Source organism: Gordonia sp. NPDC003376 (assembly GCF_053589235.1).
Genome location: NZ_JBSFRM010000003.1, coordinates 209,268 through 235,058, shown reverse-complemented (window position 1 = coordinate 235,058; position 25,791 = coordinate 209,268). Strand labels below are relative to the sequence as shown.

The window sequence follows — 25,791 nt, the reverse complement described above, 5'->3', positions numbered from 1 at the left end:
CGACGGTGATCACATCGTGGACGTGACTACTTCTTCTTGGCGTAGATCTCCTCGATGTCGCCGGAGAACTTGTCCACCACCACGTTTCGCTTGACCTTCAGCGTCGGCGTCATTTCGCCGGTCTCCTCACTGAAGTCGGCGGGCAGGATTCGGAACTTCTTGATCGCCTCGGCATGCGAGACGGTCTTGTTGGCCTCGTCGACCGCCGCCTGAACCTGTCCGCGCAGGTCCGGGTCGTCGGCGAGATCGGAGACCGAGGCGCCGGCGGGCTTGCCGTGGCGTTCCTTCCAGCCCGGGAAGGCTTCCGGATCAATCGTGATGAGTGCGGCCACAAAGGGTTTCGCGTCGCCCACCACCACCGCCTGGGAGATCAGCGAATCGGCGCGGATGACGTCCTCGAGCCCGGCGGGGGACACGTTCTTGCCGCCCGCGGTGACGATCAGTTCCTTCTTGCGGCCGGTGATGGTGATGTACCCCTCGGCGTCCACCGATCCGAGGTCGCCGGTGTGGAACCACCCGTCCTCGATCGTGGTGGCGGTGGCCTGCGGGTTACGCCAGTACTCGCCGAAGACGACCCGTCCGCGCAGCATGATCTCGCCGTCCTCGGCGATCCGGACGGTGTTGCCCGCCAGTGGGCGGCCCACGGTGCCGACCTTCACGTGGTTGGGGGTGTTCACCGCGAACGCGGCGGTGGTCTCGGTCAGGCCGTAGCCCTCGTAGACCGGGATACCGATGCCGCTGAAGAAGAAGCCCAGGCGCGCACCGAGGGGGGCGCCACCGGAGATGGCGAGCTCACACACGCCGCCGAGGGCCGCCCGCAGCTTGCCGTAGACCAGCTTGTCGAAGACCGCATGCTTGACCTTGAGCACCAGGCCGACGTTGCCGTCCTGGCGCGCCGCGGCGTAGTCGATCGCGGTCTCGGCGGCCAGGTCGAAGATCTTGCCCTTGCCGTCGTCGTGCGCCTTCTGCCGGGCGGTGTTGTAGACCTTCTCGAACACGCGCGGCACCGACAGGATCAGCGACGGTTTGAAGACCGCGAACTCGGGCACCAGGTTCGGGATGTCGTTGGTGAAGCCCACTTCCACGTGCGCCTCGATGGCGACCAGGGTGATCGCGTGGGCCAGCACGTGCGCCAGCGGGAGGAACATCAGCATCCGCTTGCCGTCGACGAGCAGGGTGTTGAGGCTGCTCTCCAGCACACCGCGGACCTCCGCCAGCATGTTGGAGTGGGTGAGCTCGCAACCCTTGGGGCGACCGGTGGTGCCCGAGGTGTAGATCAGGGTGGCCGGGTCGGTGGCACGCACCGAGGTGCGACGCTTGGTGATCTCCTCGTCGGAGACCTCGACACCCGCCGCGGTGAGGGCCTCGATCGCGCCCGGGCCGTCGGCCGTGTCGATCTGGATCACGCGAACCTCTTGTTCGAGGCCCTCGATCGACTCGACCAGCTTCCGATGCGCGTCGTCCTCGAGGATGATCGTGGTGGCGCCGGAGTCTCGGAGAATCCACTCGATCTGACCGGCCGACGACGAATCGTAGATCGGCACGGTGATGGCCCCGGCCGACCAGATCGCGAAGTCCAGCAGGATCCACTCGATGCGGGTGCGCGAGAGCAGGGCGACGCGGTCACCCTGGCCCACGCCCGACGCGGTCAGCCCCTTGGCGAGCGCGGTGATCTGGGCGGCCGTCTCGTCGGCGCGCACCGGTGCCCAGTCGGCGCCCTGTTTGCGCCGGAAGACGGTGTTGGCCGGGGTGCGTTCGGCGATGCCGAAGATGAGCGAGGCGGCATTCTCTTCCTCGCCGATGGTGAACTTCGCGGGCGCACTGAACTCACTCATGGGGGCGAACCTTTCGACCTCGTCATTGGGTTACTCCATGGTAACCGGGCGACCCACCCGGTCGGCGACACCCTCGCCGACCGGGTCGCGAGCCGGTATCCGTGCTGTTGTTCGTGCTGTTCACGATCTCCCCGTGGGGTACCCCGGGGTGGGAGTGCCTACCTGTGGTCGCGGCGAGTATGTGAAGCTAGGAGGCGTGACGAGCATTCAGGTGGCCGACGACCTGTTCGTGGCAGCGGCCCCGGCAGCGGCGGCCGAGGTGGTCGGCGATCGGGCACGATGGCGACGCTGGTGGCCGGATCTGCGGCTCGAGGTGGTCGAGGACCGCGGAGCACAGGGGGTGCGGTGGCGGGTCGACGGGCCGCTGGCCGGCACCATGGAGATCTGGTGTGAGGCCATGATGGACGGATTCGTCCTGCACTACTTCCTGCACGCCGAACCGACCGGATCGCTGCCCGCCGACGACCGCGCCCGCGCCGACGAACTCGCCGAGACCAACCGGCGACGGCGCGTGGCGGGCAAGGTGATGGCGTTCGAGGTCAAGGACCTCCTCGAGGACGGACGTGCACCCGGCGAACCCGCCACGGCCGCCGTCGGCGGACAGGCAGGTGCCTGATGGCCGATCACACCGAGCGGTCGATCGTCGTCAACGCCGACGCCACCGAGGTGATGGGCGTGATCGCCGACTTCGCGCACTATCCGGAGTGGGTGGGTGCCGCGCGCGAGGTGGAGGTCCTCGGCCACGATGCGCAGGGCCGCGCCGATCGGGTGCGGTTCGTCCTCGACGCCGGTGTCCTGCAGGACACCTATGTGCTGCGCTACGCCTGGGACGCCAACGGCTCCGGTGTGTCGTGGCGACTGGAATCCAGTGACCTGCAACGAGATCAGCGCGGACGCTACGACGTGATCCAGCAGGTTCCGGGGTCGAGCAAGGTGACCTACTCGCTGATGGTGGACCTCCTCGTGCCGATGATCGGGCAACTGAAGCGACGGGCCGAGAAGGCCATCACCGACGCCGCCCTCAACGACCTGAAGAAGAGGGTCGAAGGCTGATCGATCTCACTCCGATCCATGTGGTGCTGGGGCCGGGGGGTTCCGGGGTGTCGGCGGTTGCGACCGCCGGCGCGCTGAGGCGTGCCCGTACCGCCCACCGGGCCGCGCCACCGCTGGGCCGGCCCGACCGTCACACCCTGCTGATCACCGCCGACCGCTGGTCACCCACCGCCGAGATGCTCGGCGTGTTCAGCGTGCCCGACCATCCGGTCGCGGTGTCGTCGGGACTGCACCTGCTCACCCTCGATCGGTTGACCGCGGTCGAGGCGGCGTGGTCGGCGTTCACCGCGGTACTCGGCCTCGGCGCCCGGACGTCGAAATCCGCGACGGCGGCGGTGACCGCGCTGATCGGGGTCGATGCCGCCGAACTCACCGCCCTTCCCGGCATCGAGGACTTCCTGCTGCTGCGCCGCATCCGCGACGAGGCGACCGGCGGCAGCTGGCAGCGGATCGTCGTCGACCTGTCGGGTGCCGCCGACCCGTACGCCCTGCTGCGGGCGCCGACGGTGTTCGGTCAGGCACTCGACCGACTGTGGCCCCGGCACCGGCGGCTGGCCGCGGCGGCGGAGAAGTCGGCACTGGCACAGGTCGGTGCGGCGTTGGAGACCATCGCCCGCGACTGTGACGACATCACCGAGCTGCTCGGCGACCCCCACGTGGTGGCCGTGCACCTGCTGGCGACTGCCGACGCCCGCGGCGCCCGGCTGGCGCACCGGCACCTGGCGCTGGCCGACCTGATGGGCCTGCCGGTCCGGTCGGTGATCGTCAACGAGGGCGTCCGGGCCGGTGTCGTCGACGACACGCCCGCCGGCGTGCTACCCGAGGTCGACGACCCCGATGTCACCGTGGTCAGGGTCGCACTCTCGCCACTACCGCTGGATCGTCCGGCGCGGCTCCGCAAACTCGGTGTCGCACTGGCCGGACCAGACGGCCGTCCCCGCGGCTCGGGTGCCGCGCAGGTGGTGCAGACGGCTGCTGCCGGTCTCGACTCGGCCTTCGAACTGTCGTGGCGACAACGCTTGCCCGACCCGCAGCGGTTCGGTCTCGGACGGTCCGGTGACGACCTGCTGGTGACCGTCGACGGATTCCGGCATGCGGTGCGCCTGCCGTCGGTGCTGCGCCGCTGCCAGGTGTCCGACGCCCAGTGGAACGGCACCCGGCTGTCGGTGGGGTTCCGGCCCGATCCGGCGGTGTGGCCCCGCGGCGGACGCAGCTGATCGGCGATCGGTCCGCGCCGCCGATGACGTCACCGACCTCTGCTGCAGGCGGCCCGGTCCACCGGGTACGGTGCTCTTGCACGAGCACCGGACAGGAGCGCATGCCCACATGAGCACCGATCACGACGACCGCACCGGGGGAGGGCCGGAGTCCGGCGACCCGCTGCGGGACCTGCTGCTCGGTCTGGCCACCCAGATCGACCACCTCGCCGCGTGGGTGGGCGGGGCGTCGGCCGATCCCGGTGCCGCGGTGGCCGCCGGCGGGATGCTGTTGCGCGAGAGCCTCGGCGCCGAGGTCGCGGGAGAGATCACCACGCTGATGCGAGAGATCGGCGATCTGCTGGCCCGACTGATCGCGGCGCTGATCGCGGTGCTGGAGGCGATCGCCGCAGCCCTGCGCAGCTCCCCGACCACCACCGCGCCCGCCCCGCGCCGCTATCAGCCGATCGAGGTCCGCTTCGACGTCGCCGCCCCGCGGGCAGAGACCGAAACAGGAGACGAGAAGTGATGGGCGAGTTGACGATCGGGATCGACATCGGCGGCACCAGTGTGCGTGCCGCGGTGGTCGACGACCGTGGCACCATGCTCGACACGCTGCGTGCGGCCACCCCGGCGACGGCCACCGCCCTCGAGCACTGTCTCGACCGGCTGGTCGGGGAGCTCACCTCGCGCTGGTCGGCCAAGGCTGTCGGGATGGCCATCGCCGGGTTCTTCACCCCGGACCGCGAGGTGGTGCGGTTCGCCCCGCACCTGGCGTGGCGCGAGGCCCGCGTCGCCGAGGAGATGACCCGACGGATCGGGATCCCGGTGTTCACCGAGCACGATGCGAACGCTGCGGCCATCGCCGAACAGCGTTTCGGTGCCGCCGCCCGCGGCCGCAACGTCCTCGTCCTCGCGATCGGTACCGGTATCGGCGCCGGCCTGCTGATCGACGGCGAGATCTACCGTGGGAGTTTCGGTGTTGCACCGGAACTCGGCCACCTCACCGTCGTCCCCGACGGTCGGCCGTGCTCGTGTGGCAAGCGGGGATGTTGGGAGCGCTACTGCAGCGGCACCGCCCTGGTCGATACCGTCGTCGAACTGCTCGCCGACAATGATTGGGGCCGTAGCCAACTCGCCGCCGACGTCGCCGCCGACCCCGGGTCGCTCACCGGCCGCCGGGTGGCCGGGGCCGCGGCCGACGGGGACGCCGTCGCCGTGGCCGCGTTCGCCGCCTTCGCCGCATCGCTCGGACAGGGGCTGGCGATGATCGCCGACATCTTCGATCCCGACCTGATCGTCATCGCCGGGGGTGTCGGAGCGGCGTCTGGCCACTACCTCGACGAGGCGCGCGAACACTACGCGCGGTTGGTCACCGGCGCCGGGCATCGCCAGCTGGCCCGCATCCGCGGTACGCAACTCGGTGAGAACGCCGGCGTACTCGGGGCCGCGGAGATCGCACGGCGCGGCCTGCTCGCCGCCACCGGGCGGACCCCGGATGCGATGACGTCGGCCGCGGCGGGTGAGTAGAGTTCTGGTCTTGGTGATGGTCGTGGTCTCGGCCGGTCGTGTCTGCGCCGGTCATTTCTGCACTGAAGGGTTCTGACATGTGGTATTCGCTGTTCAAATACGTGTTGCTGGGCCCGCTTCTCCGGGTGCTCGGCCGTCCGACGATCGAGGGCATCGAGAACATCCCGACCCGTGGGCCGGCGATCCTCGCCAGCAATCACCTCGCGGTGATGGACAGCTTCTTCCTGCCGCTGATGTGCCCGCGCCGCATCTACTTCCTCGCGAAGAACGAGTACTTCACCGGCCCCGGCCTCAAGGGCGCATTCCAGCGCTGGTTCTACACCGCCGTGGGCCAGATCCCGATCGACCGTTCCGGCGCCGAGGCGGCCTCTGGTGCCCTGACCGCCGCGAGCCGTCAGCTCGACAAGGGCGACCTGATGGGCATGTACCCGGAGGGCACCCGCTCGCCCGACGGCCGGCTCTACAAGGGCAAGACCGGTCTGGCCCGTATCGCTCTGGAGACCGGTGTCCCGGTGATCCCGGTGGCGATGATCAACACCAACAAGTTCAATCCGCCCGGCACCGTGCTGTTCCGCCCCACCAAGATCACCGTGCGAATCGGCAAGCCGCTCAACTTCGATCGCTACGAGGGCATGCAGGGAAACCGGTTCATCGAGCGCGCCGTCACCGACGAGATCATGTATGAGCTGATGCAACTGTCGGGGCAGCAGTACGTCGACGTCTACGCCCAATCGATGAAGGACGCCAAGCCAGAAGACGACCGCCCGGTGAACCCGGCCGCCTGAGTGGGCGGTGGCTGGTCGAGCCGCTGAGTTGCGGAGCGACGAGGCGGGTGTGGTTTGGTGGTTGAGTTGAGCCGTCGAGGAGCGGAGCGACGAGGCGTGTCGAAACCTCTGTCGGCCGGGCTCGGGTGGTGGCCACGTCGGAGGTGGTTGGTGACATGGTCGGGTCACCGGGTCTCGACTCGGGTCCTCGCGATGCTCGGTCCCGGCTCGACCATCGAGGGTGGCTGGTTGAGCCGCTGAGGAGCGCAGCGACGAGGCGTGTCGAAACCTCCGCCGGCCGACGTCGACCGGTGACAACTCCGCCCGATCGCCGTCCGACCTCAGGCGGCAGAGCCGGCGAGCGGCCGGGCGTCGTCGGACTCCGACGACGACTCCGGCGCCGGGTGGAACGGCAGGCGCCAGATGACGACGAGCGCCGCGATACCCCAGATCGAATACGAGCTGCCGACGATGTGCTCGCCCACCGACCAGGTGTCGGTTTCCTTGGGCAGGAACTGGAACGGGCCGAGCGCGAACAGGATCACGCCGACCGTCGCGAGGAGCAGGTGCGCGATCCGGGTGGCCCGGGATGTGGCGCGGGCGGCGATGACGAGGCTGGTCAGGATCAGCGGGATCGACCAGACCCAGTGATGCGCCCACGAGGTGGGGGAGACCAACAGACCCCACACCGCGATCACACAGGTGGCCAGCAGCGCATTGACACGGTCACCGGTGTCGGCGTCCTTCCGGAACGACCGGGGCGGGCGGCACGCGTACACCGCGGCCGCGGCCAGGGCAGTCACCAGCAGTGCGCTGATCACCCAGGCGATCTGGCCAGCGAAGCCGGGCAGGATCCGCACCCACAGCGCATTGAGATTCTGGTTGATCCGACCGGCCGGATCGCCGATCCGGGTGGTGTGGAACAGGGTGTGGGTCCAGTACCCCAGCGAATCCGCGGGCAACCACACCCAGGCGAGGGCCCCGGCCAGGACAAAGGTGATCGCCGACACCGCGACCGCCCGCCAGCGTCGCGCCACCATGAACACCGCGATGAACACGAGCGGGGTCAGCTTGATCGCCGACGCCAATCCGACGAGTACGCCCTGCATCTTGGCACCGGATCGGCGGATGCCGGCCACGACGAAGATGTCGAGGATGATCATCGCCATCAGGATCACGTTGACCTGACCGAACCCGAGGGTCATCCACACCGGGTTCAGCCACAGTGCGCCGGTGCCGATCAGCAATGCCGACCACCACCGGTTGCCCGGCGCGCCCACCGACAGCAACGACAGCACCACACGCAGGATCACCACCACGAGCGCGGTGGTGATCACCGACATCAGGATCCCGGCGACCGCCAGCGGCATCGCCCCGAGTGGGACGAATCCCAGCGCGGCGAACGGGGGATAGGTGAACGGCAACCAGATGCCGTCGGAGGTGAAGGGCATCGACCCGTCGGCGTAGAGGCTCTGGCCCTCCTGCCAGATCTGCGCACCGATCCGGTACACGTCGAGATCGATCCGGGTGCGGGTGCCGAAGCTCGAGGTGAACGGCACCCCGACCATCTGCATCGCCGCCGACAGCGTGAACAGGACCGCGATGATCCACTTGGCCCGATGCGACGGCGACCACCGATGCAGCCGGTGGTCGGCCTCGGTCAGGGGTGTCAACATGGCGGGCCCCGTGGTCCTCTCGCTCGGTCGGTTCGTTCGCTCGGTCGGTTTGTTCACTCGGTGGTCGTTCGGTCGGTGTTCGTCGACCGCCACAGGTCGGTGTGCTCGACGGTGCCCGGAGACGACCGTGAATACTTGACCAGTATGCGGTTCTTCTACGACTCGGAGTTTATCGAGGACGGCACGACGATCGAACTGGTGTCGATCGGTGTCGTCGCAGAAGACGGTCGGGAATTCTACGCGGTGTCCACGGACTTCGATCCGACGCGCGCCGGTGAGTGGGTTCGCGCGAACGTCTTGCCCAAGTTGCCGTCCCCGGCGTCGAAGGTGTGGCGGACGCGCCGCCAGATCCGAGACGACCTCTTCGAGTTCCTGACCGCCGAGGGCGAGGAGGTCGAACTCTGGGCGTGGGTCGGTGCCTACGATCATGTGGTCCTCTGCCAGCTGTGGGGGCCGATGACCGCCCTACCACGGCAGATGCCGCGATTCACCCGTGAGCTCAAACAGCACTGGGAGGCTGCGGGCCGCCCCGCACTGCCGGCCGCACCGCGCGATGCACACGATGCGCTCTCCGACGCCCGGCACAACCACCGCCGGTGGCAGACGATCGAACGGTCCCGCGGCCATCGCCGTTGACGGCCTCGACTACCCTGAACGGGTGGTGAACTGGACCGTAGACGTTCCGATCGACGAACTGCCCGAACTGCCGCCGTTGCCGGGTGACCTGCAGGCGCGGTTCACCGACGCGATCAACCGCCCGGCGCTGCAGCAGCCGAGCTGGCCCGCAGACGAGGCCCGCCGGATGCGCACGGTGCTCGAGAGTGTGCCGCCGATCTGCATGCCCGCCGAGGTGCGCACCCTGCAGGCGCAGCTCGCCGACGTCGCCGAGGGACGTGCTTTCCTGCTCCAGGGCGGTGACTGCGCCGAGACCTTCGCCGACAACACCGAACCGCACATCAAGGGCAACATCCGCACGCTGCTGCAGATGGCCGTCGTGCTGACCTACGGTGCGAGCCTGCCGGTGGTCAAGGTCGCGCGGATCGCCGGCCAGTACGCCAAGCCGCGGTCGTCGAACACCGACGCGCTCGGCCTGCCGTCCTACCGCGGTGACATGGTCAACGGGTTCCCGGCCGAGGCGTCGGTCCGCGAGCACGACCCGTCGCGACTGGTGCGTGCGTACGCGAATGCATCGGCGGCGATGAATCTCGTTCGTGCGCTGACCCACTCCGAGGCCGACCTGAGTCGGGTGCACGACTGGAACCGCGAGTTCGTCCGGACCTCGCCCGCCGGCGCGCGCTACGAGGCGCTGGCCGCCGAGATCGACCGTGGCCTGCGTTTCATGGATGCCTGCGGGGTCACCGACTCCAGTCTCGCGACCGCCGACATCTTCGCTTCCCACGAGGCCCTCGTCCTCGACTACGAGCGGGCACTGCTGCGCCTGGCCGACCACCCGGACCACGACGAGAAGGTGCTTTACGATCTGTCGGCGCATTTCCTGTGGATCGGGGAGCGCACCCGCCAGCTCGACGGCGCGCACATCGCCTTCGCCGAACTGATCCAGAACCCCATCGGCGTCAAGATCGGGCCGTCGACCACCCCGGAGCAGGCCGTCGAGTACGTCGAGCGACTCGACCCACACAACCAGCCGGGCCGGCTGACCCTGGTCGCGCGGATGGGTAACGGCAAGGTGCGCGACGTGCTGCCGGCGATCGTCACCGCGGTCGAGGCGACCGGGCACAAGGTGATCTGGCAGAGCGACCCGATGCACGGCAACACCCACGAGTCGTCCACCGGATACAAGACACGCCATTTCGACCGCGTCGTCGACGAGGTCCAGGGCTTCTTCGAGGTGCACCACGCCCTCGGCACACATCCCGGTGGTATCCACATCGAGCTGACCGGCGAGGACGTGACCGAATGCCTCGGTGGCGCCCAGGAGATCTCCGACGTCGACCTCGCCGGCCGCTACGAGACCGCCTGCGATCCGCGGCTCAACACCCAGCAGTCGCTGGAACTGGCCTTCCTGGTCGCGGAGATGCTGCGCGGGTGACCGCGGGCGATCCCGGCCGGGTGACATCCCGGTCGGGACGGGTGGTCTCAGCCGCCCAGCAGCCGGGCGCCGATCCACCATCCGGCACCGGCTGCGCCGGCGGCGACGATCAGCACCATCAGGATCCAGATCAGTGCGCGCAAGCGCCCACCCGCGAGTTCCTCGACGAGGTCGTCGAGGGGGGACACCGCGGCGACGGGAAGACCGTTCCGGTCGTCGGGTCCGTCCGGTGGTGAGAGCTCGGGGTCGTCGGCGGGTTCTGGCGCTCCGGGATCGGTCTGCACCCGCGTCCCGCCGCCCTGCGGCCGGTCGGCGGGGTGTGCCCCGACGTCGAGGGCGGCCCGACGCCGCGCCATCGTCTCGCGTTCGGCCGAACGACGCGGTGCGGGGACGGTGAACGGCGGCAGGTCGAGTTCGTCGGCCACGTCGAGCAACGCGTCACGCATCTCGAATCCGTCGGCGTAGCGGTCGATCGGCCGGCGCTCGGTGGCCCGCAACACCACCTCGTCGAGCTCGGCGGGCACCCCGCGGATCACGTCTCCGGGTGCGGGGACGTCGTAGGTCAACCGCTGGTACGCCAGTGCCAGTGGGGTGTCACCACGGAACGGCGTTCGGCCGGTGAGTAATTCGAACAGCATCACGCCCATGGAATAGACGTCGCTGCGGGCGTCGGCCTGCGTGGAGTTCACTTGTTCGGGGGACAGATAGGCCGCGGTGCCGAGGATCACGCTGGCCGAGGTGACCCCGGATTCGGCGACGGCCCGCACCAGACCGAAATCGGCGACCTTGATCTCACCGGCGTCGGAGATCAGCACGTTCTCGGGTTTCACGTCGCGGTGTACCAGGCCGGCGGCGTGCGCGGTACCGAGTCCGCCGAGTACCGGGTCGGCCACGGCGACCACCGCATGCGGCGGCATCGGGCCGCGCTCACGCAGCAGCTCACGCAGACTGCCGCCCTCGACGAGTTCCATCACCAGGAAGGCGACGTCGCCGTCGATGCCCTGGTCGTACACCGCGACCAGTCCGGGATGCCGCAGCCCGGCGACTGCGCGGGCCTCGAACTCGAAGCGCCGCAAGAACTGTGGATCGGCGGCGTAGCGGGTGTCCATCACCTTGATCGCGACGTCGCGGCCGAGGCGCAGGTCGGTGCCGACGTACACCGCCGACATCCCGCCCCGGGCGATCGGGGCCTCGATCCGGTAGCGGTTCTCCAGAACCGCTCCGATCAGCTCGTCGACCTGACTGTGCACGCCAAGAAATCTACCTGCCCGGTCGGGTGCTGCCGGGATACCGGTTGGCGGTAGTGTCGTGGCCGTGAGTTCACTTCCGCTCTCGCCGGACATCATTCCCGCCGACGCCGAGACGTTCACGCTCGACGAGGTCTCCACCCGTCTCCGGGTGTCGGAGAACCGGGTCCGGACCCTGATCCGTGATCACAAGCTGCTCGCGATCTCCCGCGGCGGCCGGCCGCTGGTGCCCAGCCTGTTCTTCGACGACCTCGGCATCGCCAAGCACTTCACCGGTCTGGTGGAGGTGCTGCTCGATGGCGGGTTCACCCGCGACGAGGCGTTGACATGGCTGTTCACCGTGCAGGACGACCTCGAGATGTATCCGGCCGCCGCATTGCACACCCATGCGGCCCGCGAGGTGATCCGCCGGGCGCAGGCGGAGGCGTTCTAGTAGCCGGGATTCCCCGAACTGCGCGCACTGGTCTCGCCCGGCTGCTCCCCGGCCACCATCGCGCCCGGTTCCGGCGCCGATCCCCACAGCTTGCGTGCCGTCGCGCGCAGGCGCAGCGGATCCGGTCGCAGCAGGGACCACGCCGCGAGCCCCGACACCGCGAGGGCCAGCACCACCTCGGGCATCTTGTAGAACACGATCGAGTCGTCGGGCTGGAAGACGATCAGCATGAACGTCGACACCGCGACCACCACCGCCCGCACCCAGTCGGGCAGGGCGAACGCCACCGCCACACACAGCACCCACGTGTAGTACCAGGGCAACGTGGAGGGTTCGAGGACCAACACCGCGAGCATCGCCCACGTGAGTCCGGTGATCGCGGCCCGCTCGTCGTGCCGGAAGCGCCACCACGCCCATACCAGGAGCACGGCCAGGACGATCATGCCGATCAGCCTGGTCACAGTCAGGACCGGCCACAGATTGAGGCTGGTGAACGGTGCGGCGACCAGCGTGACCACATGGGCAACGGCGGTCGGCAGGGTGAACCAGTTGATGATCCGGTCGGCCCAGCCCAGGCCGGTCAGCCAGCCCAGGCCCAGACCGACCACTCCGGTCCAGGCCGCGAACACCGCCACCGGGATCACCACCACCGCGGCCAGCACCCCGACCACGTCACGGGCGGTGACCGTGCGCCGGGATCGGATGTGGGCCAGCCAGATCCACAGCATGAACGGAATCGCGATCCCCGCGGTCACCTTGATCGAGACCGCCAGGCCGAGCACGGCCAGACCCCCGACATGCCGGCGCTGCACGACCAGGGTGACACCGGTGACCAGCAGCCCCATCATCAGCAGCTCGACGTGCGGACCGCCGACGAGGTGGATCAGCACCATCGGGTTGAGCAACGCCAGCCACACACCGGCCGACGGCGATGCCCCGAAGTGGCGGGCCAGACGCGGAATCGCCCACAGCGACAACAACAGTCCGGGTAACAGCACCAGTCGCATCACCAGTACCCCGGTCAGGACGTGGTCACCGGTCACGGCGACCACACCGCGCGCGACGGCGAGGAACATCGGGCCGTACGGGGCGGTGGTGGACGCCCACACCTGGGCCATGCTGTCGAGGATCGGTCCCGGATGGTGCGCCGGACCGTCGGCGTACGGGTCGAATCCGGCATCGAACAGCGCCGCCTGGCCCAGGTAGGCGTACACGTCGCGGCTGTAGAGCGGTACGGTGAGCATCAGCGGGATGCTCCAGAGGATCGTCGCGCGCCGGAGCGCACCCACCGGAGGCGGTGCGTCCGCCCCGGACCGTACGAGCCGGCCGATCCGCACCCAGGCGATCACCATCAGCGCCACGCCGACCCAGAACACGATCGCGCCCAACGTCTTCCCGTGGCCGTAGGTGATCGGGTCGAGCCCGATCCGTTGCAGGCCCGGATGATTGCGCGGGATGTCGGCGACGGCGAAGCCGCCGAGCGCCACCAATACCGCGCCGAGCAGCCCGGCTCGGATCTCGGTCATGATCAGGACTCCCGGTGGGTGATCCGGTCGGCCATCGCGATCAGGTCGGCGCGGATGTCGGCGCCGATCTGCGCCCCCTCCAGGGCGGTCACCGCCGAGGCGTGCAGACCGGTGATGCGGTCCTCGATCTCGTCGACGGCACCCACATCGGTGAGGAGGGTTCGTGCCCGGGCGACCTCGGCGTCGTCGAGCGTCCGGCCGAGCAGATCACGCAGGGTCGACGCCAGTGCGGGGTCGCGGTCGGTGGCACGCTCGAGGCCGAGCGCGATCAACGCGGTGCGTTTGCCCTCGACGAGGTCGTCGCCGGACGGCTTCCCGGTGCGTTCCGGATCCCCGAACACGCCGAGCAGATCGTCGCGCAGCTGGAAGGCGATACCGAGATCGTTTCCCACCGAACGCAATTCGGTGATCAACGGGTCCGGAGCGCCGGCCATCCGGGCCCCCAGTTCGAGCGGCCGGGCGACGGTGTAGGCGGCGGTCTTGAATTCCATGACGCGATAGGCGGATTCGACGGTCTCGTCGCCGCTGACCTCGTTGACGATGTCGAGGAACTGGCCGCCGAGTACCTCGGTGCGCATCGCGGCCCACACCGCGCCGACGTCGGCAGGCAGTGGGTTGTGGCGGGCGGAGGGATCGGTTCCGGCCGGGGTGTGCCCGTGGACCAGGTCGTCGGCCCACGCGAGGGCCAGGTCGCCACACAGCACCGCCCCGGCGACACCGTGGTCGGCGGCATCGCCCGACCATCCCTCGGACCGATGGTGGCGTTCGATCGACCGGTGCACCGTGGGTCGTCCGCGTCGGGTGTCGGAGTGGTCGATGATGTCGTCGTGGATCAGGGCGCACGCCTGGACGAGCTCGAGCGCGGCGCAGACGCGCAGGGCGTCGGCGGGGGACTGGTCGGGGACGGCCGGCCGGCGGTCGGGGCTACTCAGGCCGCACAGCCATCCGGCATACGCGAAGGTCGGGCGAACCCGTTTGCCGCCGGTCCGCGCGAAGTCGGCGACCAGGGTGGCGGCGTCGCCGACCACCGGCGAGATGGCCGCGGCGACGGGGACGGTGCGGGCGAAGAAGTCGTCGAGCACCCGACCGGCGGCGGTGGGCACCTCGGACAGCGAGGCCGGGACGTGTTCGGTCGAGGTCACCCTGTCAGGCTAGACACCGCCCCGATCCGGGCGCCCGCCCGGCACCGGGTGTGCCCTGCCCCGACCGGACAGACCGTGGTACCCCCGCCTACGTACACTGTTGCGGTGACCACCACCTCAGCGGCTTCGTCCGTCGTCGAGCGCCTGAGTGCACCGCCCGTCAACGGGCCGGTGCACTTCTCTGTCGAGTTCTTCCCACCCCGGGACGCCGAGGCGGAGGCGAGGTTGTGGCGGGCCGTGCGGGTGTTCGAGCGTCTCGACCCCGCGTTCGTGTCCCTGACCTACGGTGCGGGCGGATCGACCCGCGACCGCACCGTCCGTATCGCCGGGGAGATGGCCACCGAGACCACTCTGGTGACCGTGGCGCACCTCACCGCGGTCAACCACAGCATCGGCGAACTGCGTTCGCTGGTCGGGGCCTACGCCGACAAGGGCATCACCAACCTGCTGGCCCTGCGCGGCGACCCGCCGGGCGATCCGCTCGGCGAGTGGGTCGCCCATCCGCAGGGTGTGCGGTATGCCCAGGAGCTGGTCGAGCTGATCGAGGGCCTCGGTGACTTCCATGTGGGTGTCGCGTCGTTCCCGGAGGGCCACCACCGCGCCCGCGACCTGGACGAGGACACCCGGGTGCTGGTGAACAAGCTGCGCTCGGGAGCGGAGTACTCGGTGACCCAGATGTTCTTCGACGTCGACGACTACCTGCGGCTACGCGACCGCGTGGCGGCCGCCGATCCCGAGCAGGGCGCCAAGCCGATCATCCCGGGCATCATGCCGATCACGTCGCTGGCCAGCGTGCGACGCATGGCGGAGCTGTCGGGGTCGGCGATTCCGCCCGCCGTCGAGGCACGATTCGCCGCCGCGGCCGGCAGCGGCCCGGACGAGGACCGGGCGGCGGTCCGTGCCACCGGCATCGACTTCGCCACCGAGACGGCGGAGCGCCTGATCGCAGAGGGAGCGCCATGCCTGCACTTCTGCAGCCTCAACTTCACCAAGGCGACGTGTGAGGTGCTGGGCCGTGTCGGCGTCGACGTCCGCGCCGCAACGGTGGCCCCGGCCGTCGGCTGACTTCCCCCGCGGGAAGAGTGCACGGTGACTGATTCCGGGCGCGCGCTCGACGTGCCCCCTGCGGTTCAGGGCTGGTCGAGGAGCCGGTGGATGCGCTGAGAGGCGCTTTTCCGTGGTTGCTGTCGGAGGTCGGGCGGCGGAGGTTTCGACACGACTTGTCGCTGCGCTCCTCGTCGGCTCAACCAGCGTTCTCGGTGCGTGGGGCTGTGGTTTTCGTCGGCTCAACCGGCGTTCTGGGTGCGTGGGGCTGTGGTTTTCGTCGGCTCAACCGGCGTTCTGGGTGCGTGGGGCTGTGGTTTTCGTCGGTTCGGCCGACGCACTCGGTGCGGGGCCGCCGACGTGTCGGTGCCCGTTGTCGCGAGGCCGGTTCAGCGGCTGTCGGAACCGGCCGATCCGCTTGCCGTCGAGGTGCTCGGCATCGTCGCCGAACCCGGTTCCGTCACGCCGGCGTCCTTCGGGGCCGTCGGATTCTCCGACTTCCTCGGTTTCTCGGGTGCGGCGGCCGGACGCCCCGGCCGCGGGCTGCGGTCACGGGTGACGTAGGCCAGACGGGCGACGACGAGCACCACCGCGAGGCACAACAGGCCCATCAGCCACGACCAGCCGCCGAATGCCGCGGTCGCGGGATCGGGGTAGGTGGCATCGGCGGTGAAGTCGGCGACGGCACCGGGCTCCGGCGTCCACGAGACCGACGTGTCGCCGCTCTGCTCGCCGTTGGTGGCCGTGATCGGTCCGGCGAACGACACCGACAGCTTCAGGTAGTCGCGGCCGGCGACCAGGCCGGTGAGGTCGGAGGACCCGCGGAAGCGCACCACGTCACCGCTGCGTTTGGCGGAGAGATCCATCGTCATCGCGTTGTCGCCGAACGCATTCGCCACGATGTCACCGAACTGGCTGAACTGGCCGGCGGTGAGGTTGCTGAACGTCACCCGCGAACCCACCCGGATCGCACCGGCATCACCGGCGGTGGCGTCGGTCTGCTGTTGTTGTTGCGGGCTGTCGGCCGACGGCGCCTCTTTGTACTCGCTGACCGACACCTGCCCGGCCATCGACTCCGGGACGTCCAGACGCGGAGGTCCTGACGGGTTGTCCGGTGTGGTCGCGACGATCACGCTGCCCGACATCCGGTCGCCGACCGTCGTCGACCGCTCGAGGCAGCCGGACAGCAGGGGTGCGGCGAGCAGCAGGATCGCGGTCAGCACCACGGCGGTGACACGCGGGCGGCTCCGGGGCACGGTCCGGCGTGACGACGGGCGTGTGGCCGGTGCGGTTGTGCCTGACGGGGGTGTGGAGGACGGGCGCACGGTGCTCATCGTGCCAGATCACGCCGCCGGGAACCCGCGAGCGCCGCCATTGCGGCGATTCGTCCGCTCGCGCCGGTGACGCCACCACCGGGATGGGTGGACGCCCCGGCCAGCAGGAGACCGTCGGCACCCGGGACCCGATGACCGCTCAGGTCGGGGTGGGGCCGGAACATGAACATCTGGTCGATCGTCATCTCGACGTGCATGATGTTGCCGCCCCGGAGTCCGAGTTCGGATTCGAGCAGGTCGGGGGTCTGCACGTGGCGGTACTCGACGCCGTCGGCGAATCCGGGGGCATACCGGTCGAGCTCGGCGATCACCGCGTCCGCGGCGGTCTCGCGCAGATCCGCCCAGTCCCGGCCACCGGACGGGTGGCGAGGATGCCACTGCGCCCAGATGTTGATCAGATGCCTGTCCGGGGGGCTCAGACTCGGGTCGATCGCCGAGAACGACATCGCCACACAGGCCGGCCGGTCGGGCAGTTGCCCGACCGCCGCCGCGGCCTCCGCCCGCCGGAGGTGCGCGCGGTCGGTGACCAGCAGGGCCAGCGACGAGTGCACCCCGTGGGCCGGTAGATCCGACGGCAGGTCGCGATAGACGGGCAGCTCACGCGCCCCCACCCGCACCGCCATCCCCATCCCGGAGCCGACCGAGATCTGGGTGCGCCACCGGTCGAGCAGATCGGGGGCGTATCCACCCGCACCGAGCAGGTCGAGGGTGGTCAGGATGTGGCAGGCGGCGATCACCGTGGTCGCGCAGCGCGACTCGCCGTCGGCGCCGGTCACCCGCCAGTGGTCGCCGCACCGCCCGATCGCCGCCGCGGTGACGCCGGTGTGCACCTCGGCGCCCTCGGCGTCGAGTCGGTGCAGCAGCGCGGTGGTCAGCGCGCCGCTGCCACCCACCGCACGCCCGGGCGGGAGCCGATGCATCAGCGCGGCGAACCCGATCATCGGTGCGGTGGCGGGTGCGTTCATCGGGGGACCCGATTGCGCGCCGAACCAGGCGAGAGCCGCCTTGAGGTGTTCGGAGGTGAACCAGCGGTCGAGCAGCGCGTCTCCCGACGCCATCAGTTCTTGGGTGGCCGACAGCATGCGGCCGGCGCGGTTGCCGACGACGCCGGTGCGGGCACTGGTCGCCGTCGCGCCGAGCCCGCCGAAGGTCAGGGCGAGGCGTCCCGGGTCAGGGGGGTGGTAGAACGCCTTCATCAGCGCCTGCGATCGCGGTGTCCAGACTTCGACGAACCGACGGTAGGCGTCGGCGTCGCGGCTGCCGCACGCGGCCTCGATGGACGCGCAGGTGGCGTCGAGATCGGTCCGGAACACCAGCGGGGGCGCGGTGTCGGTGGCCGGGCAGAACGCCCACGGGTCACAGTCGAGGTAGGTCAGGCCCATCTCGGTGAGACCGAGATCGTCGATCACCGGTGAGTGACGGATCATCAGGTGCGCCGACGACCCGCGGTCCACCCGGTAACCGGGGAACCGCTCGACGGTCGACACGGCCCCGCCGGGCACCTCGTCGCGTTCGACGACGCACACCGATCGCCCGGCCCGCGCCAGGTAGGCGGCGGCGACCAGACCGTTGTGGCCACCGCCGACGACCACGGCATCCCATCTCGGGTGGGCGGCGATCTGCATCGGGCTCACCTCGACGTAGGTCGGCCGGGGTCGGCCAGCGGCAGCCGCCGGCCGAGGAAGGCGAACGGGCGCGGGTCACCGGCGAAGGTGAAGTGGCGCAGGACGTCGACGAAGCCCATCCGTCGGTAGAGCGCCCAGGCACGGTTGCGTTCGGCCGGGATCTCCGGGGTCGACAGCAACACGTGCCGTTCGGGTCGTCCGGTGAGCAGCAGGGTGAGCAGTTCCTCGCCGATCCCGTGTCCCTGCGCGGTGGGGTGCACGTGCAGCTCGGTGAGTTCGAAGTAGTCCGCGGCGATCTCGTCGATGTCGGCGGGGGAGGTGCCGGTCAACCGCAACCCGGTGCGCAGTTGCTGGTTCCACCACTGATCCGGCGCGCCCCGGTAGCCGTAGGCGATACCCACCAGGACCTCGTCGCCGCCCGGGGAGAAGGGACTGCGCAACCGCCGGCGTTCGATGTCCGGCGTGCGCGGGGTGACCGGCGCGGGCGCGATCGCGCCGAACGCACTCCACCCGGGGCGGGCGATGTGCTCACGCCACAGTCCTGCCCGGTGACGTTCGGTGCCGCGGGGGTAGTTCATCGCGGTCACGTAGACGTCGAGCGCGGGCTCGAGCCAGGCCGGGGAATCCTGGCCGGTCAGTCGGGCGAGCCGGATGGTCACGCGCCGTCCTCTCTGTCCTCGGGTGCTCAGATCTCACCGATGTTGCCGTCCGCCTTGAACCCTTGCACGGATCTGGCTATATTGAATATGTCGAACGGGTGTTCGATGAATGTGCCTCCGCAAGCTGTTCAGCCTACGCCCACACGACGACGCGGCCCGGCAGTGAGCGAGGGAAGCGCTCACCACCGGGCCGCGTTCGACGAAATGTCGGTGGCCGCACCGATGATGATCACGTATCCACCGGGAAGGGGAGGGTTCCATGCCATCGCATACCGCATCGTCGGGCAGTGCCCGGTCGTCACGTCGCAGCCCGATGACCGAGGTCGACCCCACGGCCATCTCACGTGCGCGCGATCTGCTCGAGCGGGCCGACCTCCTCGTCGACAATGCGGTCGGGATCACCGACGACGACGCCGAGAGATTCCGTCAGCTCTACCTCGCGGCGCTTCGTGGTGCAGGCGCGGCACTGGCCCTCCATGAGCCCCGGACCCCTCGTGCCGGACGGCGTAACCCGGGCGACGCATGGAGTCGGATCGGCGCCCGGGTGCCCGACCTCGTCGGCCATGCGGAGTATTTTGCGGCGCACTCGCGCCGGCGGATGGACATCGAGAGCGGCCTCGACCGGACCCTCCCGGCGGGGCTGCTCGCAGAGTTCCACTCCCGGCTGCTCACCTTCCTCGACGCGGTCGAGGCCCTCGTGATCGCCTCTGAGCGGGGCGATCGTGGGCCGGGGTCGTTCACCATGGCGCATCCCGCATGACGTGCGCGGCGCACCTGGTGACGGCGTTCCGGGTGGCGCGATGATCGATGAATTCGACAACCATGGAGGGTAATGGTGGTCGACGTCCGATTCACCTCGTATCATGGAATGTAGCCGCGAACAACAGTTGTCGACGGGCGTCGCGGCGCACATCTCGTCGGTGACTCGTCGGTAACAGTTAGGAGGGTCGGTGCCACTCTCAGAGCACGAGCAGCGGATGCTCGAAGAGATCGAAAGCGCTCTGTACGCGGAGGACCCAAAGTTCGCGTCCAGCGTGACCCGTCGCCGCCTCGGGCGGTCGCCTGGTCGTCGTCGTGTTCAGGCGGCGATCGTATTCGTCGTCGGGCTGGTGCTGTTGGTGGTGGGGCCGATCATCGGGCTCACTGTCGGTGGCTTCCCGATCGTCAGTCTCGTCGGCTTTCTCGTGATGTTCGCCGCCGCGCTCCTGGCCCTGTGGGGTGGGTCGCCCGGAAAGGGGTCACACGACTCCGCGGGCCGCTCCTCCGGTGGCAAGGCCGCTCGCGCCGCAGCGCCCAAGCGCAAGTTCACCGAACGGATGGAAGAGCGCTTCAACCGACGCTTCGAGCAGGAATGATCCGCCGGTCGGCCTGAGCCGACTGTCGTCACCCTCCCGCACCGACGACTCAGAAGTCCATACAAACGCCGGCGGCGCACCCTTCATGGGTGCGCCGCCGGCGTTGGCATGTGGGCAGCGTCCGTACCCGTGGCAGGCGGCGGAACCGGCCGTACTCTGTTCGATCGACAGCCGGCCGACACGGCATGGCGCCACGCGGGTGCGCTTCCGCATGATTCCCACCGCGCCCCACACGCCTTCGCGCGCGGGTCTCACCGTGATCGCCCCACCGCGCCCCACACGCCTTCGCGCGCGGGTCTCACCGTGATCGCCCCACCGTGTCTCACCGTGATCGCCCCACCGTGTCTCACGTGATCGCCCCACCGTGTCTCACGTGATCGCCCCACCGTGCCCCACATCCGGTCTCCCGCGGACTTTCACCTGGTCTCCCCGCGGTGCCCGCACAGGGCTTCACCTGGCGTTCCTCGAGACTCGCGCGGTCTCTCCGTCGCGATCCCCACCGTGCCCCACCGCGATCCCCCCTGCGCCCCACTGCGATCCCCACTGCGCCCCACCCTTGCCGATCACGCGCTCTCACCTGGCACTTTGATCGTCAACCACCACATGCATAACGCCGTCGATGGTGTGTGGCGACACGCGCCCACCTGTGTTCCCCACGGAATTTTGCTGCCCTGAACTGGGCCTATGCGATCGAGGGGGGACGGGTGGGGCGTTTGGGGTGGAAAGTGGTGGAAAGTGGGGTACTGTGGGCAGCACTGGATGAGGCGACACCGGCACGGGGGAGCTGAACTCAGGGGCGGGAGGTGTCGACGTGTCCGTGCGATTCGTCGGAACATTCACGCCCAAGCTGGACGACAAAGGGCGGCTCACGCTGCCCGCCAAGTTTCGCGATGCGCTGGCAGGAGGGGTGATGGTCACGAAAGGCCAAGACCACAGCCTGTCGGTGTTCCGGGCCGAAGAGTTCGACGTCATCGCCGCGAAGATCGTGGAGGCATCGCGCAACGATCCGGAGTCGCGTGCCTATCAGCGGTACTTCTTCGCGAGCACCGACGAGCAGCGGCCCGACGGTCAGGGGCGGATCACGCTCTCTGCCGACCATCGCGAGTACGCGGGACTGTCCAAGGAATGTGTGGTGTTCGGCAGTTTCGACCACCTGGAGATCTGGGACGCGCAGGCATGGCGCGACTACCAGAGCCAACACGAGGAGAACTTCTCGGCAGCCGACTCGGCCGCGCTGGACGCGGTCTTGTAGCCGAGAAGACACGGGTGCCGGCCAATGCACTCGGTCTCGGGTGGCCCGAGGCCCCGGCCCGGTCAGACCCTGGCGTACTTCCCCAACGCCAGGTTCACGATCGGACCGGGACCCCGCGCCATCACAGGCCATCGCAACGAACGACGTACTCCCGATCCTCGCGTCCGGTATCGGACGACGTGCGGATCGGTCCACTCGAGGGGCAGATCGGTGACACCGCAGCACGATGACGACGACACCACCGCAGGTGGGCGTCGATCCGGCGAATTCGGGCACGTGCCCGTCATGGCCGATCGCATCGTCGAACTGCTCCGTCCGGCCCTCGACACCGACGCCGTCGACAACCCGATCTACGTCGACGCCACCCTCGGTGCCGGCGGACACAGCGAACTGATCCTGCGGGAGTTCCCGCGGGTCCGGGTGATCGGCATCGACCGGGACGACTCCGCGTTGGAGATCGCGTCGGCGAGACTTGCCTCCTACGGTGACCGGATCTCGGTGCACCGGGCCCGATTCGACGAACTGTCCAGCGTGCTCTCCGCCGCCGGTGCCGACCGGATCGACGCCGCGTTGTTCGACCTCGGCGTCTCGTCGATGCAGCTCGACCGCGCCGACCGCGGCTTCGCCTACTCCGTCGACGCCCCGCTCGACATGCGCATGGACAACCGGGAAGGGCTCACCGCCGCGGACGTGCTCAACACCTACTCGCACGGTGACCTCGCACGGGTCCTGCACGACTACGGGGACGAGCGCTTCGCGGGCAAGATCGCCTCGGCGGTGCTACGCGAACGCGAACGCGAACCCTTCACCACCAGTGGCCGTCTCGTCGAACTGCTGTACACGACCATCCCGGCGGCCACCCGTCGGACCGGGGGACACCCGGCCAAGCGGACCTTCCAGGCGCTGCGCATCGAGGTCAACCATGAACTCGACGCACTGCGTCACGCCCTGCCCGCCGCGCTGGCCGCACTGCGCGTCGGTGGACGGGTCGCGATGATGAGCTACCAGTCCCTCGAGGACAAGATCGTCAAGCGCGAGTTCACACTTCGCACCACATCGACCTCGCCCGCCGGGCTGCCGATCGAATTGCCGGGCACCGCACCGCGTTTCCGTCTGATCACCCGCGGTGCCGAACGACCCGACGAGCACGAACTGGAGATCAATCCGCGGTCGGCCCCGGTACGGGTGCGGGTCATCGAACGAGTCGCCGAGGAGGTCGTGTCATGACGGTGCTCGACGACACGCGCACGTCGAGAGGCAGGCGCGCCGAGGCGGCAGACGATGCGGGCGTCACCGGACGGCGGGGCCGAGACGGCCGCGTCACCGGCACCCGTACCACCCGGTCGAAGGCCGCGCAACGGGCCATCGACCGGCACAGCAAACGACTCGACACCGACGATCGTCGCTCGCGGCGCACGTCGGCGAGGGCCGATACTGCCGCTGGTCGCCTCAGGTCACGCACCGGCACCCCGATCACGCTGCGGGAGCGGCTGATCCGCGTTCCGATTGTCGTCCCGGTGCTCGCACTGCTCGCCCTCGGACTCGGGCTGAGCCTGTGGTTGTCGACCAAGGCCGCACAGGACTCCTACGAACTCGGTGTCGCCCGCAAGGAGAACCAGTCGCTCACCGATCAGCGCGATGCGCTCAAACGCGCCTACGAGTCGGGGAGCTCGGCGCCCCAGCTGTCCGACAAGGCCGCCGCGCTCGGTATGGTCCCGGCGAAGAATCCGGCGCGGATGGTGGTCGGCCCCGACGGCCGCCCGCGCATCGTCGGGGATCCGACCCCGGCCACCGGCACCCGGATGGGCACGATCAACCCCGAGAACACCCCCGATCCCACCGCCCGGATCGATCCGAAGAAGGTCGACGACTCGATCGGCCTGACCGGTCCGGGGGCCACCGAGACCTCCGAGCCCACATCCACCCCGGCTCCGCCGGCGTCCCCCGGCACGTCGACTCCTTCGGCCTCGAGCCCGGCCACCCCGTCGGCGGCCCCTGGTCCCGGGGCGACGACGCCCGCGCCGAATGTGCTGCCACAGAACGCGACACCGACAAATCCGACCAACCGGAACCTGGCGCAGGCGGCGCCCACCACAACCGGCAACCCGCCGAGCGCACATTCCTCGGCTTCGCGATAGCGCAGTGAACAATTGACAACCATGACACCAGCGAGGAGTCCGCGATCCGCCGACGTCCCGCCGCCCAGAGCCCCACGCCGTCCTCGTAAGACCGGCGGTCCGTCGGGATCGGACCCCAAGCGTCCGGGCATGTTCACCCTGCGCAGCCGGATCGCGTGGGTGGTGATCGTGCTCGCCGTCCTCGCGGTCGCCGTGCGGATGGTCATCGTGCACACCGTCGAATCGTCGTCGCTGTCGGCGCAGGCGGCCGAGCAGCGCGAGTACACCCAGGTGCTCACCGCCAAACGCGGCTCGATCCTCGACCGCAACGGCCGCCCGCTGGCCTACACCGACGAGGCGCGGTCGCTGACCTTCCTGCCGCAGGTGGTGCGCAAGTCGATCGCCGCAGCGCACCACGACAACCCGGAACTGCCCGACGTGGACACCCGGCTCGCGGAGATCTCCGCGGGCGTCAGCTCGGCGCTCGGGGGTTCGATCAGCGCCGACGACCTGCTCGCCAAGCTGAAGAGCGACGAGACCTTCGTGTACCTGGCCCGTTCGGTGAGCCCCGACGTCGCCGCCCGGATCACCTCCGAGTTCCCGGAGGTGGGCGCCGACCCACAGAGCATCCGCCTGTACCCGGGCGGGTCACTGGCCGCCAACGTGGTGGGCGACGTCAACTACGACGGCAACGGCCTGATCGGCCTGGAGGCCTCCCTGGACTCGATCCTGGCCGGCACCAACGGTTCTCGCACCTACGACCGCGGTTCCGACGGTGCGGTCATCCCGGGTTCCACCCGTAACGTGCACCCGGCGATCAACGGTGCGACCGTCCGCCTGACCCTCGACTCCGACATCCAGTGGTTCGTCCAGTCGGAGGTCGCCAAGGCCAAAAAGGCCTCCGGTGCCAAGTCGGCGTCGGCGGTGGTGCTCGACTCGCGCACCGGCGAGGTGCTCGCGATGGCCAACGACGGGACCTTCAACGCCTCCCGGCCGCTCGACGAACAGCCCGACGCCCAACTCGGCAATCCGTCGGTGACCTCACCGTTCGAGCCCGGATCGGTCAACAAGATCATCACCGCGGCCGCCGCCATCGAGTACGGCCTGACCACCCCCGACCAGGTGCATCAGGTGCCCGGCAGCATCAAGATGGCGGGTGTCACGGTCAACGACGCGTGGACCCACGGGGTGGAGCCCTACACGACCACCGGGATCTTCGGGAAGTCGTCGAACGTCGGCACACTGATGCTGGCCCAGCAGGTCGGTGAGGAGCGCTTCGCCGAAATGGTCGCGCGCTTCGGATTGGGGCGGTCCACCGGCGTGGGTCTGCCCGCCGAGAGCGCCGGAGAGGTGCCCGCGCTGAGTCAGTGGTCGGGTGGGTCGTTCGCGAATCTGCCCATCGGACAGGGCCTTTCGATGTCGTTGCTGCAGATGACGGGGATGTACCAGGCGATCGCCAACAACGGGCTGCGCATCCCGCCGCGCATCCTGACATCGGAGCAGCGTGACGGGCAGGGCGCCGAGACCGAGCAGCGCCCGGCCGGTGTGCAGGTCGTCAGCCCGCAGACCGCGCAGACCGTCCGCAACATGTTCCGGGCGGTCCTGCAGGACGATCCGATGGGTGTGCAGATGGGCACCGGCGCCAAGGGTGCCGTCGCCGGATACCAGCTGTCCGGCAAGACCGGCACCGCCCAGCAGGTGGATCCGGCGTGTGGCTGCTACTCGACGTCGAGCTACAACATCACCTTTGCCGGCATCGCGCCCGCCGACAACCCGCGCTTCGTCGTCGGCATCATGCTCGACAACCCCAAGCGCAGCAGCGACGGTTCCGGCGGCCAGTCGGCGGCGCCGTTGTTCAGCACCATCGCGTCGTGGATTCTGCAGCACGATCGCATCCCGCAGTCGGCCACGCAGACCCCGCGACTGACCCTGCAGGCGTCGCGCTAGCCAATG

General features: G+C 69.4%; 24 protein-coding genes. 16 read left to right on the top strand and 8 right to left on the bottom strand.

Annotated elements, in window-relative coordinates:
• Positions 1-26: 26 nt before the first annotated feature.
• Complete coding sequence (locus tag ACWDUA_RS05060) at positions 27-1,835, bottom strand: AMP-dependent synthetase/ligase (RefSeq protein WP_449749908.1); 1,809 nt, start codon at positions 1,833-1,835, stop codon at positions 27-29.
• Between the two features lie 181 nt (positions 1,836-2,016).
• Here ACWDUA_RS05060 and ACWDUA_RS05055 point away from each other — a divergent pair, with 181 nt between their 5' ends.
• The 6 genes from ACWDUA_RS05055 (at position 2,017) to ACWDUA_RS05030 (ending at position 6,399) form a co-directional block, all read left to right on the top strand.
• A complete protein-coding gene (locus ACWDUA_RS05055) occupies positions 2,017-2,451 on the top strand; it encodes a hypothetical protein (protein WP_449749907.1) in 435 nt (144 codons plus the stop codon).
• Positions 2,451-2,888 carry an SRPBCC family protein gene (locus ACWDUA_RS05050; protein ID WP_449749906.1) on the top strand — a complete coding sequence of 146 codons (438 nt, stop codon included), beginning with the start codon at positions 2,451-2,453 and terminating at the stop codon, positions 2,886-2,888. The genes ACWDUA_RS05055 and ACWDUA_RS05050 overlap by 1 nt, the downstream gene beginning before the upstream one ends.
• A 20-nt stretch (positions 2,889-2,908) precedes the next feature.
• Positions 2,909-4,105, top strand: a complete 1,197-nt coding sequence (locus tag ACWDUA_RS05045) for an ArsA-related P-loop ATPase (RefSeq protein WP_449749905.1) — start codon at positions 2,909-2,911, stop codon at positions 4,103-4,105.
• Positions 4,106-4,214: 109 nt separating this feature from the next.
• Positions 4,215-4,613, top strand: a complete 399-nt coding sequence (locus ACWDUA_RS05040) for a hypothetical protein (RefSeq protein ID WP_449749904.1) — start codon at positions 4,215-4,217, stop codon at positions 4,611-4,613.
• On the top strand, positions 4,613-5,614 hold the full coding sequence (locus ACWDUA_RS05035) for an ROK family protein (protein WP_449749903.1): 1,002 nt from the start codon (positions 4,613-4,615) through the stop codon (positions 5,612-5,614). Before ACWDUA_RS05040 ends, ACWDUA_RS05035 begins: the two co-directional genes overlap by 1 nt.
• 77 nt (positions 5,615-5,691) lie before the next feature.
• Positions 5,692-6,399, top strand: coding sequence for a lysophospholipid acyltransferase family protein (locus tag ACWDUA_RS05030; protein WP_449749902.1), 708 nt, complete (start codon positions 5,692-5,694; stop codon positions 6,397-6,399).
• 320 nt (positions 6,400-6,719) lie between these two features.
• Here the strand turns inward: ACWDUA_RS05030 and ACWDUA_RS05025 are convergent, their stop codons facing one another.
• A complete protein-coding gene (locus ACWDUA_RS05025) occupies positions 6,720-8,054 on the bottom strand; it encodes a glycosyltransferase 87 family protein (protein ID WP_449749901.1) in 1,335 nt (444 codons plus the stop codon).
• 144 nt (positions 8,055-8,198) lie between these two features.
• Here ACWDUA_RS05025 and ACWDUA_RS05020 point away from each other — a divergent pair, with 144 nt between their 5' ends.
• Both ACWDUA_RS05020 and ACWDUA_RS05015 read left to right on the top strand, forming a co-directional pair.
• Entirely contained in the window at positions 8,199-8,690 is a 492-nt protein-coding gene (locus ACWDUA_RS05020; RefSeq protein WP_449750043.1) for a polyadenylate-specific 3'-exoribonuclease AS, read from the top strand.
• Between the two features lie 22 nt (positions 8,691-8,712).
• Positions 8,713-10,104, top strand: coding sequence for a class II 3-deoxy-7-phosphoheptulonate synthase (locus tag ACWDUA_RS05015; protein WP_449749900.1), 1,392 nt, complete (start codon positions 8,713-8,715; stop codon positions 10,102-10,104).
• 47 nt (positions 10,105-10,151) lie between these two features.
• Here the strand turns inward: ACWDUA_RS05015 and ACWDUA_RS05010 are convergent, their stop codons facing one another.
• Entirely contained in the window at positions 10,152-11,354 is a 1,203-nt protein-coding gene (locus tag ACWDUA_RS05010; protein WP_449749899.1) for a protein kinase domain-containing protein, read from the bottom strand.
• Positions 11,355-11,418: 64 nt separating this feature from the next.
• Here ACWDUA_RS05010 and ACWDUA_RS05005 point away from each other — a divergent pair, with 64 nt between their 5' ends.
• Complete coding sequence (locus ACWDUA_RS05005; RefSeq protein WP_449749898.1) at positions 11,419-11,784, top strand: Rv2175c family DNA-binding protein; 366 nt, start codon at positions 11,419-11,421, stop codon at positions 11,782-11,784.
• On the opposite strand, the gene ACWDUA_RS05000 is transcribed toward ACWDUA_RS05005, so the two are convergent.
• The gene (locus ACWDUA_RS05000; protein ID WP_449749897.1) at positions 11,781-13,310 is read right to left on the bottom strand and encodes an alpha-(1->6)-mannopyranosyltransferase A; all 1,530 of its coding nucleotides are present in this window, start codon (positions 13,308-13,310) and stop codon (positions 11,781-11,783) included. The genes ACWDUA_RS05005 and ACWDUA_RS05000 overlap by 4 nt on opposite strands.
• A 2-nt stretch (positions 13,311-13,312) precedes the next feature.
• A complete protein-coding gene (locus ACWDUA_RS04995; RefSeq protein ID WP_449749896.1) occupies positions 13,313-14,452 on the bottom strand; it encodes a polyprenyl synthetase family protein in 1,140 nt (379 codons plus the stop codon).
• Positions 14,453-14,557: 105 nt separating this feature from the next.
• On the opposite strand from ACWDUA_RS04995, the gene ACWDUA_RS04990 reads away from it, so the two are divergent.
• A complete protein-coding gene (locus tag ACWDUA_RS04990; protein WP_449749895.1) occupies positions 14,558-15,517 on the top strand; it encodes a methylenetetrahydrofolate reductase in 960 nt (319 codons plus the stop codon).
• Between the two features lie 368 nt (positions 15,518-15,885).
• On the opposite strand, the gene ACWDUA_RS04985 is transcribed toward ACWDUA_RS04990, so the two are convergent.
• Genes ACWDUA_RS04985 through ACWDUA_RS04975 form a run of 3 tightly spaced genes read right to left on the bottom strand, consistent with a single transcriptional unit; the run spans position 15,886 to position 19,114 of the window.
• Entirely contained in the window at positions 15,886-16,830 is a 945-nt protein-coding gene (locus ACWDUA_RS04985) for an LppM family (lipo)protein (protein ID WP_449749894.1), read from the bottom strand.
• Positions 16,827-18,455, bottom strand: coding sequence for a phytoene desaturase family protein (locus tag ACWDUA_RS04980; protein ID WP_449749893.1), 1,629 nt, complete (start codon positions 18,453-18,455; stop codon positions 16,827-16,829). Before ACWDUA_RS04980 ends, ACWDUA_RS04985 begins: the two co-directional genes overlap by 4 nt.
• 5 nt (positions 18,456-18,460) lie before the next feature.
• Complete coding sequence (locus ACWDUA_RS04975) at positions 18,461-19,114, bottom strand: GNAT family N-acetyltransferase (protein ID WP_449749892.1); 654 nt, start codon at positions 19,112-19,114, stop codon at positions 18,461-18,463.
• 259 nt (positions 19,115-19,373) lie between these two features.
• Here ACWDUA_RS04975 and ACWDUA_RS04970 point away from each other — a divergent pair, with 259 nt between their 5' ends.
• The 6 genes from ACWDUA_RS04970 to ACWDUA_RS04945 all read left to right on the top strand — a co-directional run bounded on the left by ACWDUA_RS04970 (position 19,374) and on the right by ACWDUA_RS04945 (position 25,785).
• Positions 19,374-19,874: an SAV_6107 family HEPN domain-containing protein gene (locus ACWDUA_RS04970; protein ID WP_449749891.1), complete on the top strand. Its 501-nt coding sequence runs from the start codon at positions 19,374-19,376 to the stop codon at positions 19,872-19,874.
• A gap of 190 nt (positions 19,875-20,064) precedes the next feature.
• Entirely contained in the window at positions 20,065-20,469 is a 405-nt protein-coding gene (locus ACWDUA_RS04965; protein WP_449749890.1) for a DUF3040 domain-containing protein, read from the top strand.
• 811 nt (positions 20,470-21,280) lie between these two features.
• Positions 21,281-21,721 carry a division/cell wall cluster transcriptional repressor MraZ gene (mraZ, locus tag ACWDUA_RS04960; RefSeq protein WP_449749889.1) on the top strand — a complete coding sequence of 147 codons (441 nt, stop codon included), beginning with the start codon at positions 21,281-21,283 and terminating at the stop codon, positions 21,719-21,721.
• Positions 21,722-22,006: 285 nt separating this feature from the next.
• Positions 22,007-22,948: a 16S rRNA (cytosine(1402)-N(4))-methyltransferase RsmH gene (gene rsmH, locus ACWDUA_RS04955; protein ID WP_449750042.1), complete on the top strand. Its 942-nt coding sequence runs from the start codon at positions 22,007-22,009 to the stop codon at positions 22,946-22,948.
• The gene (locus tag ACWDUA_RS04950) at positions 22,945-23,859 is read left to right on the top strand and encodes a hypothetical protein (protein ID WP_449749888.1); all 915 of its coding nucleotides are present in this window, start codon (positions 22,945-22,947) and stop codon (positions 23,857-23,859) included. The genes rsmH and ACWDUA_RS04950 overlap by 4 nt, the downstream gene beginning before the upstream one ends.
• A gap of 21 nt (positions 23,860-23,880) precedes the next feature.
• Positions 23,881-25,785, top strand: coding sequence for a peptidoglycan D,D-transpeptidase FtsI family protein (locus tag ACWDUA_RS04945; RefSeq protein WP_449749887.1), 1,905 nt, complete (start codon positions 23,881-23,883; stop codon positions 25,783-25,785).
• Positions 25,786-25,791 lie beyond the last annotated feature (6 nt).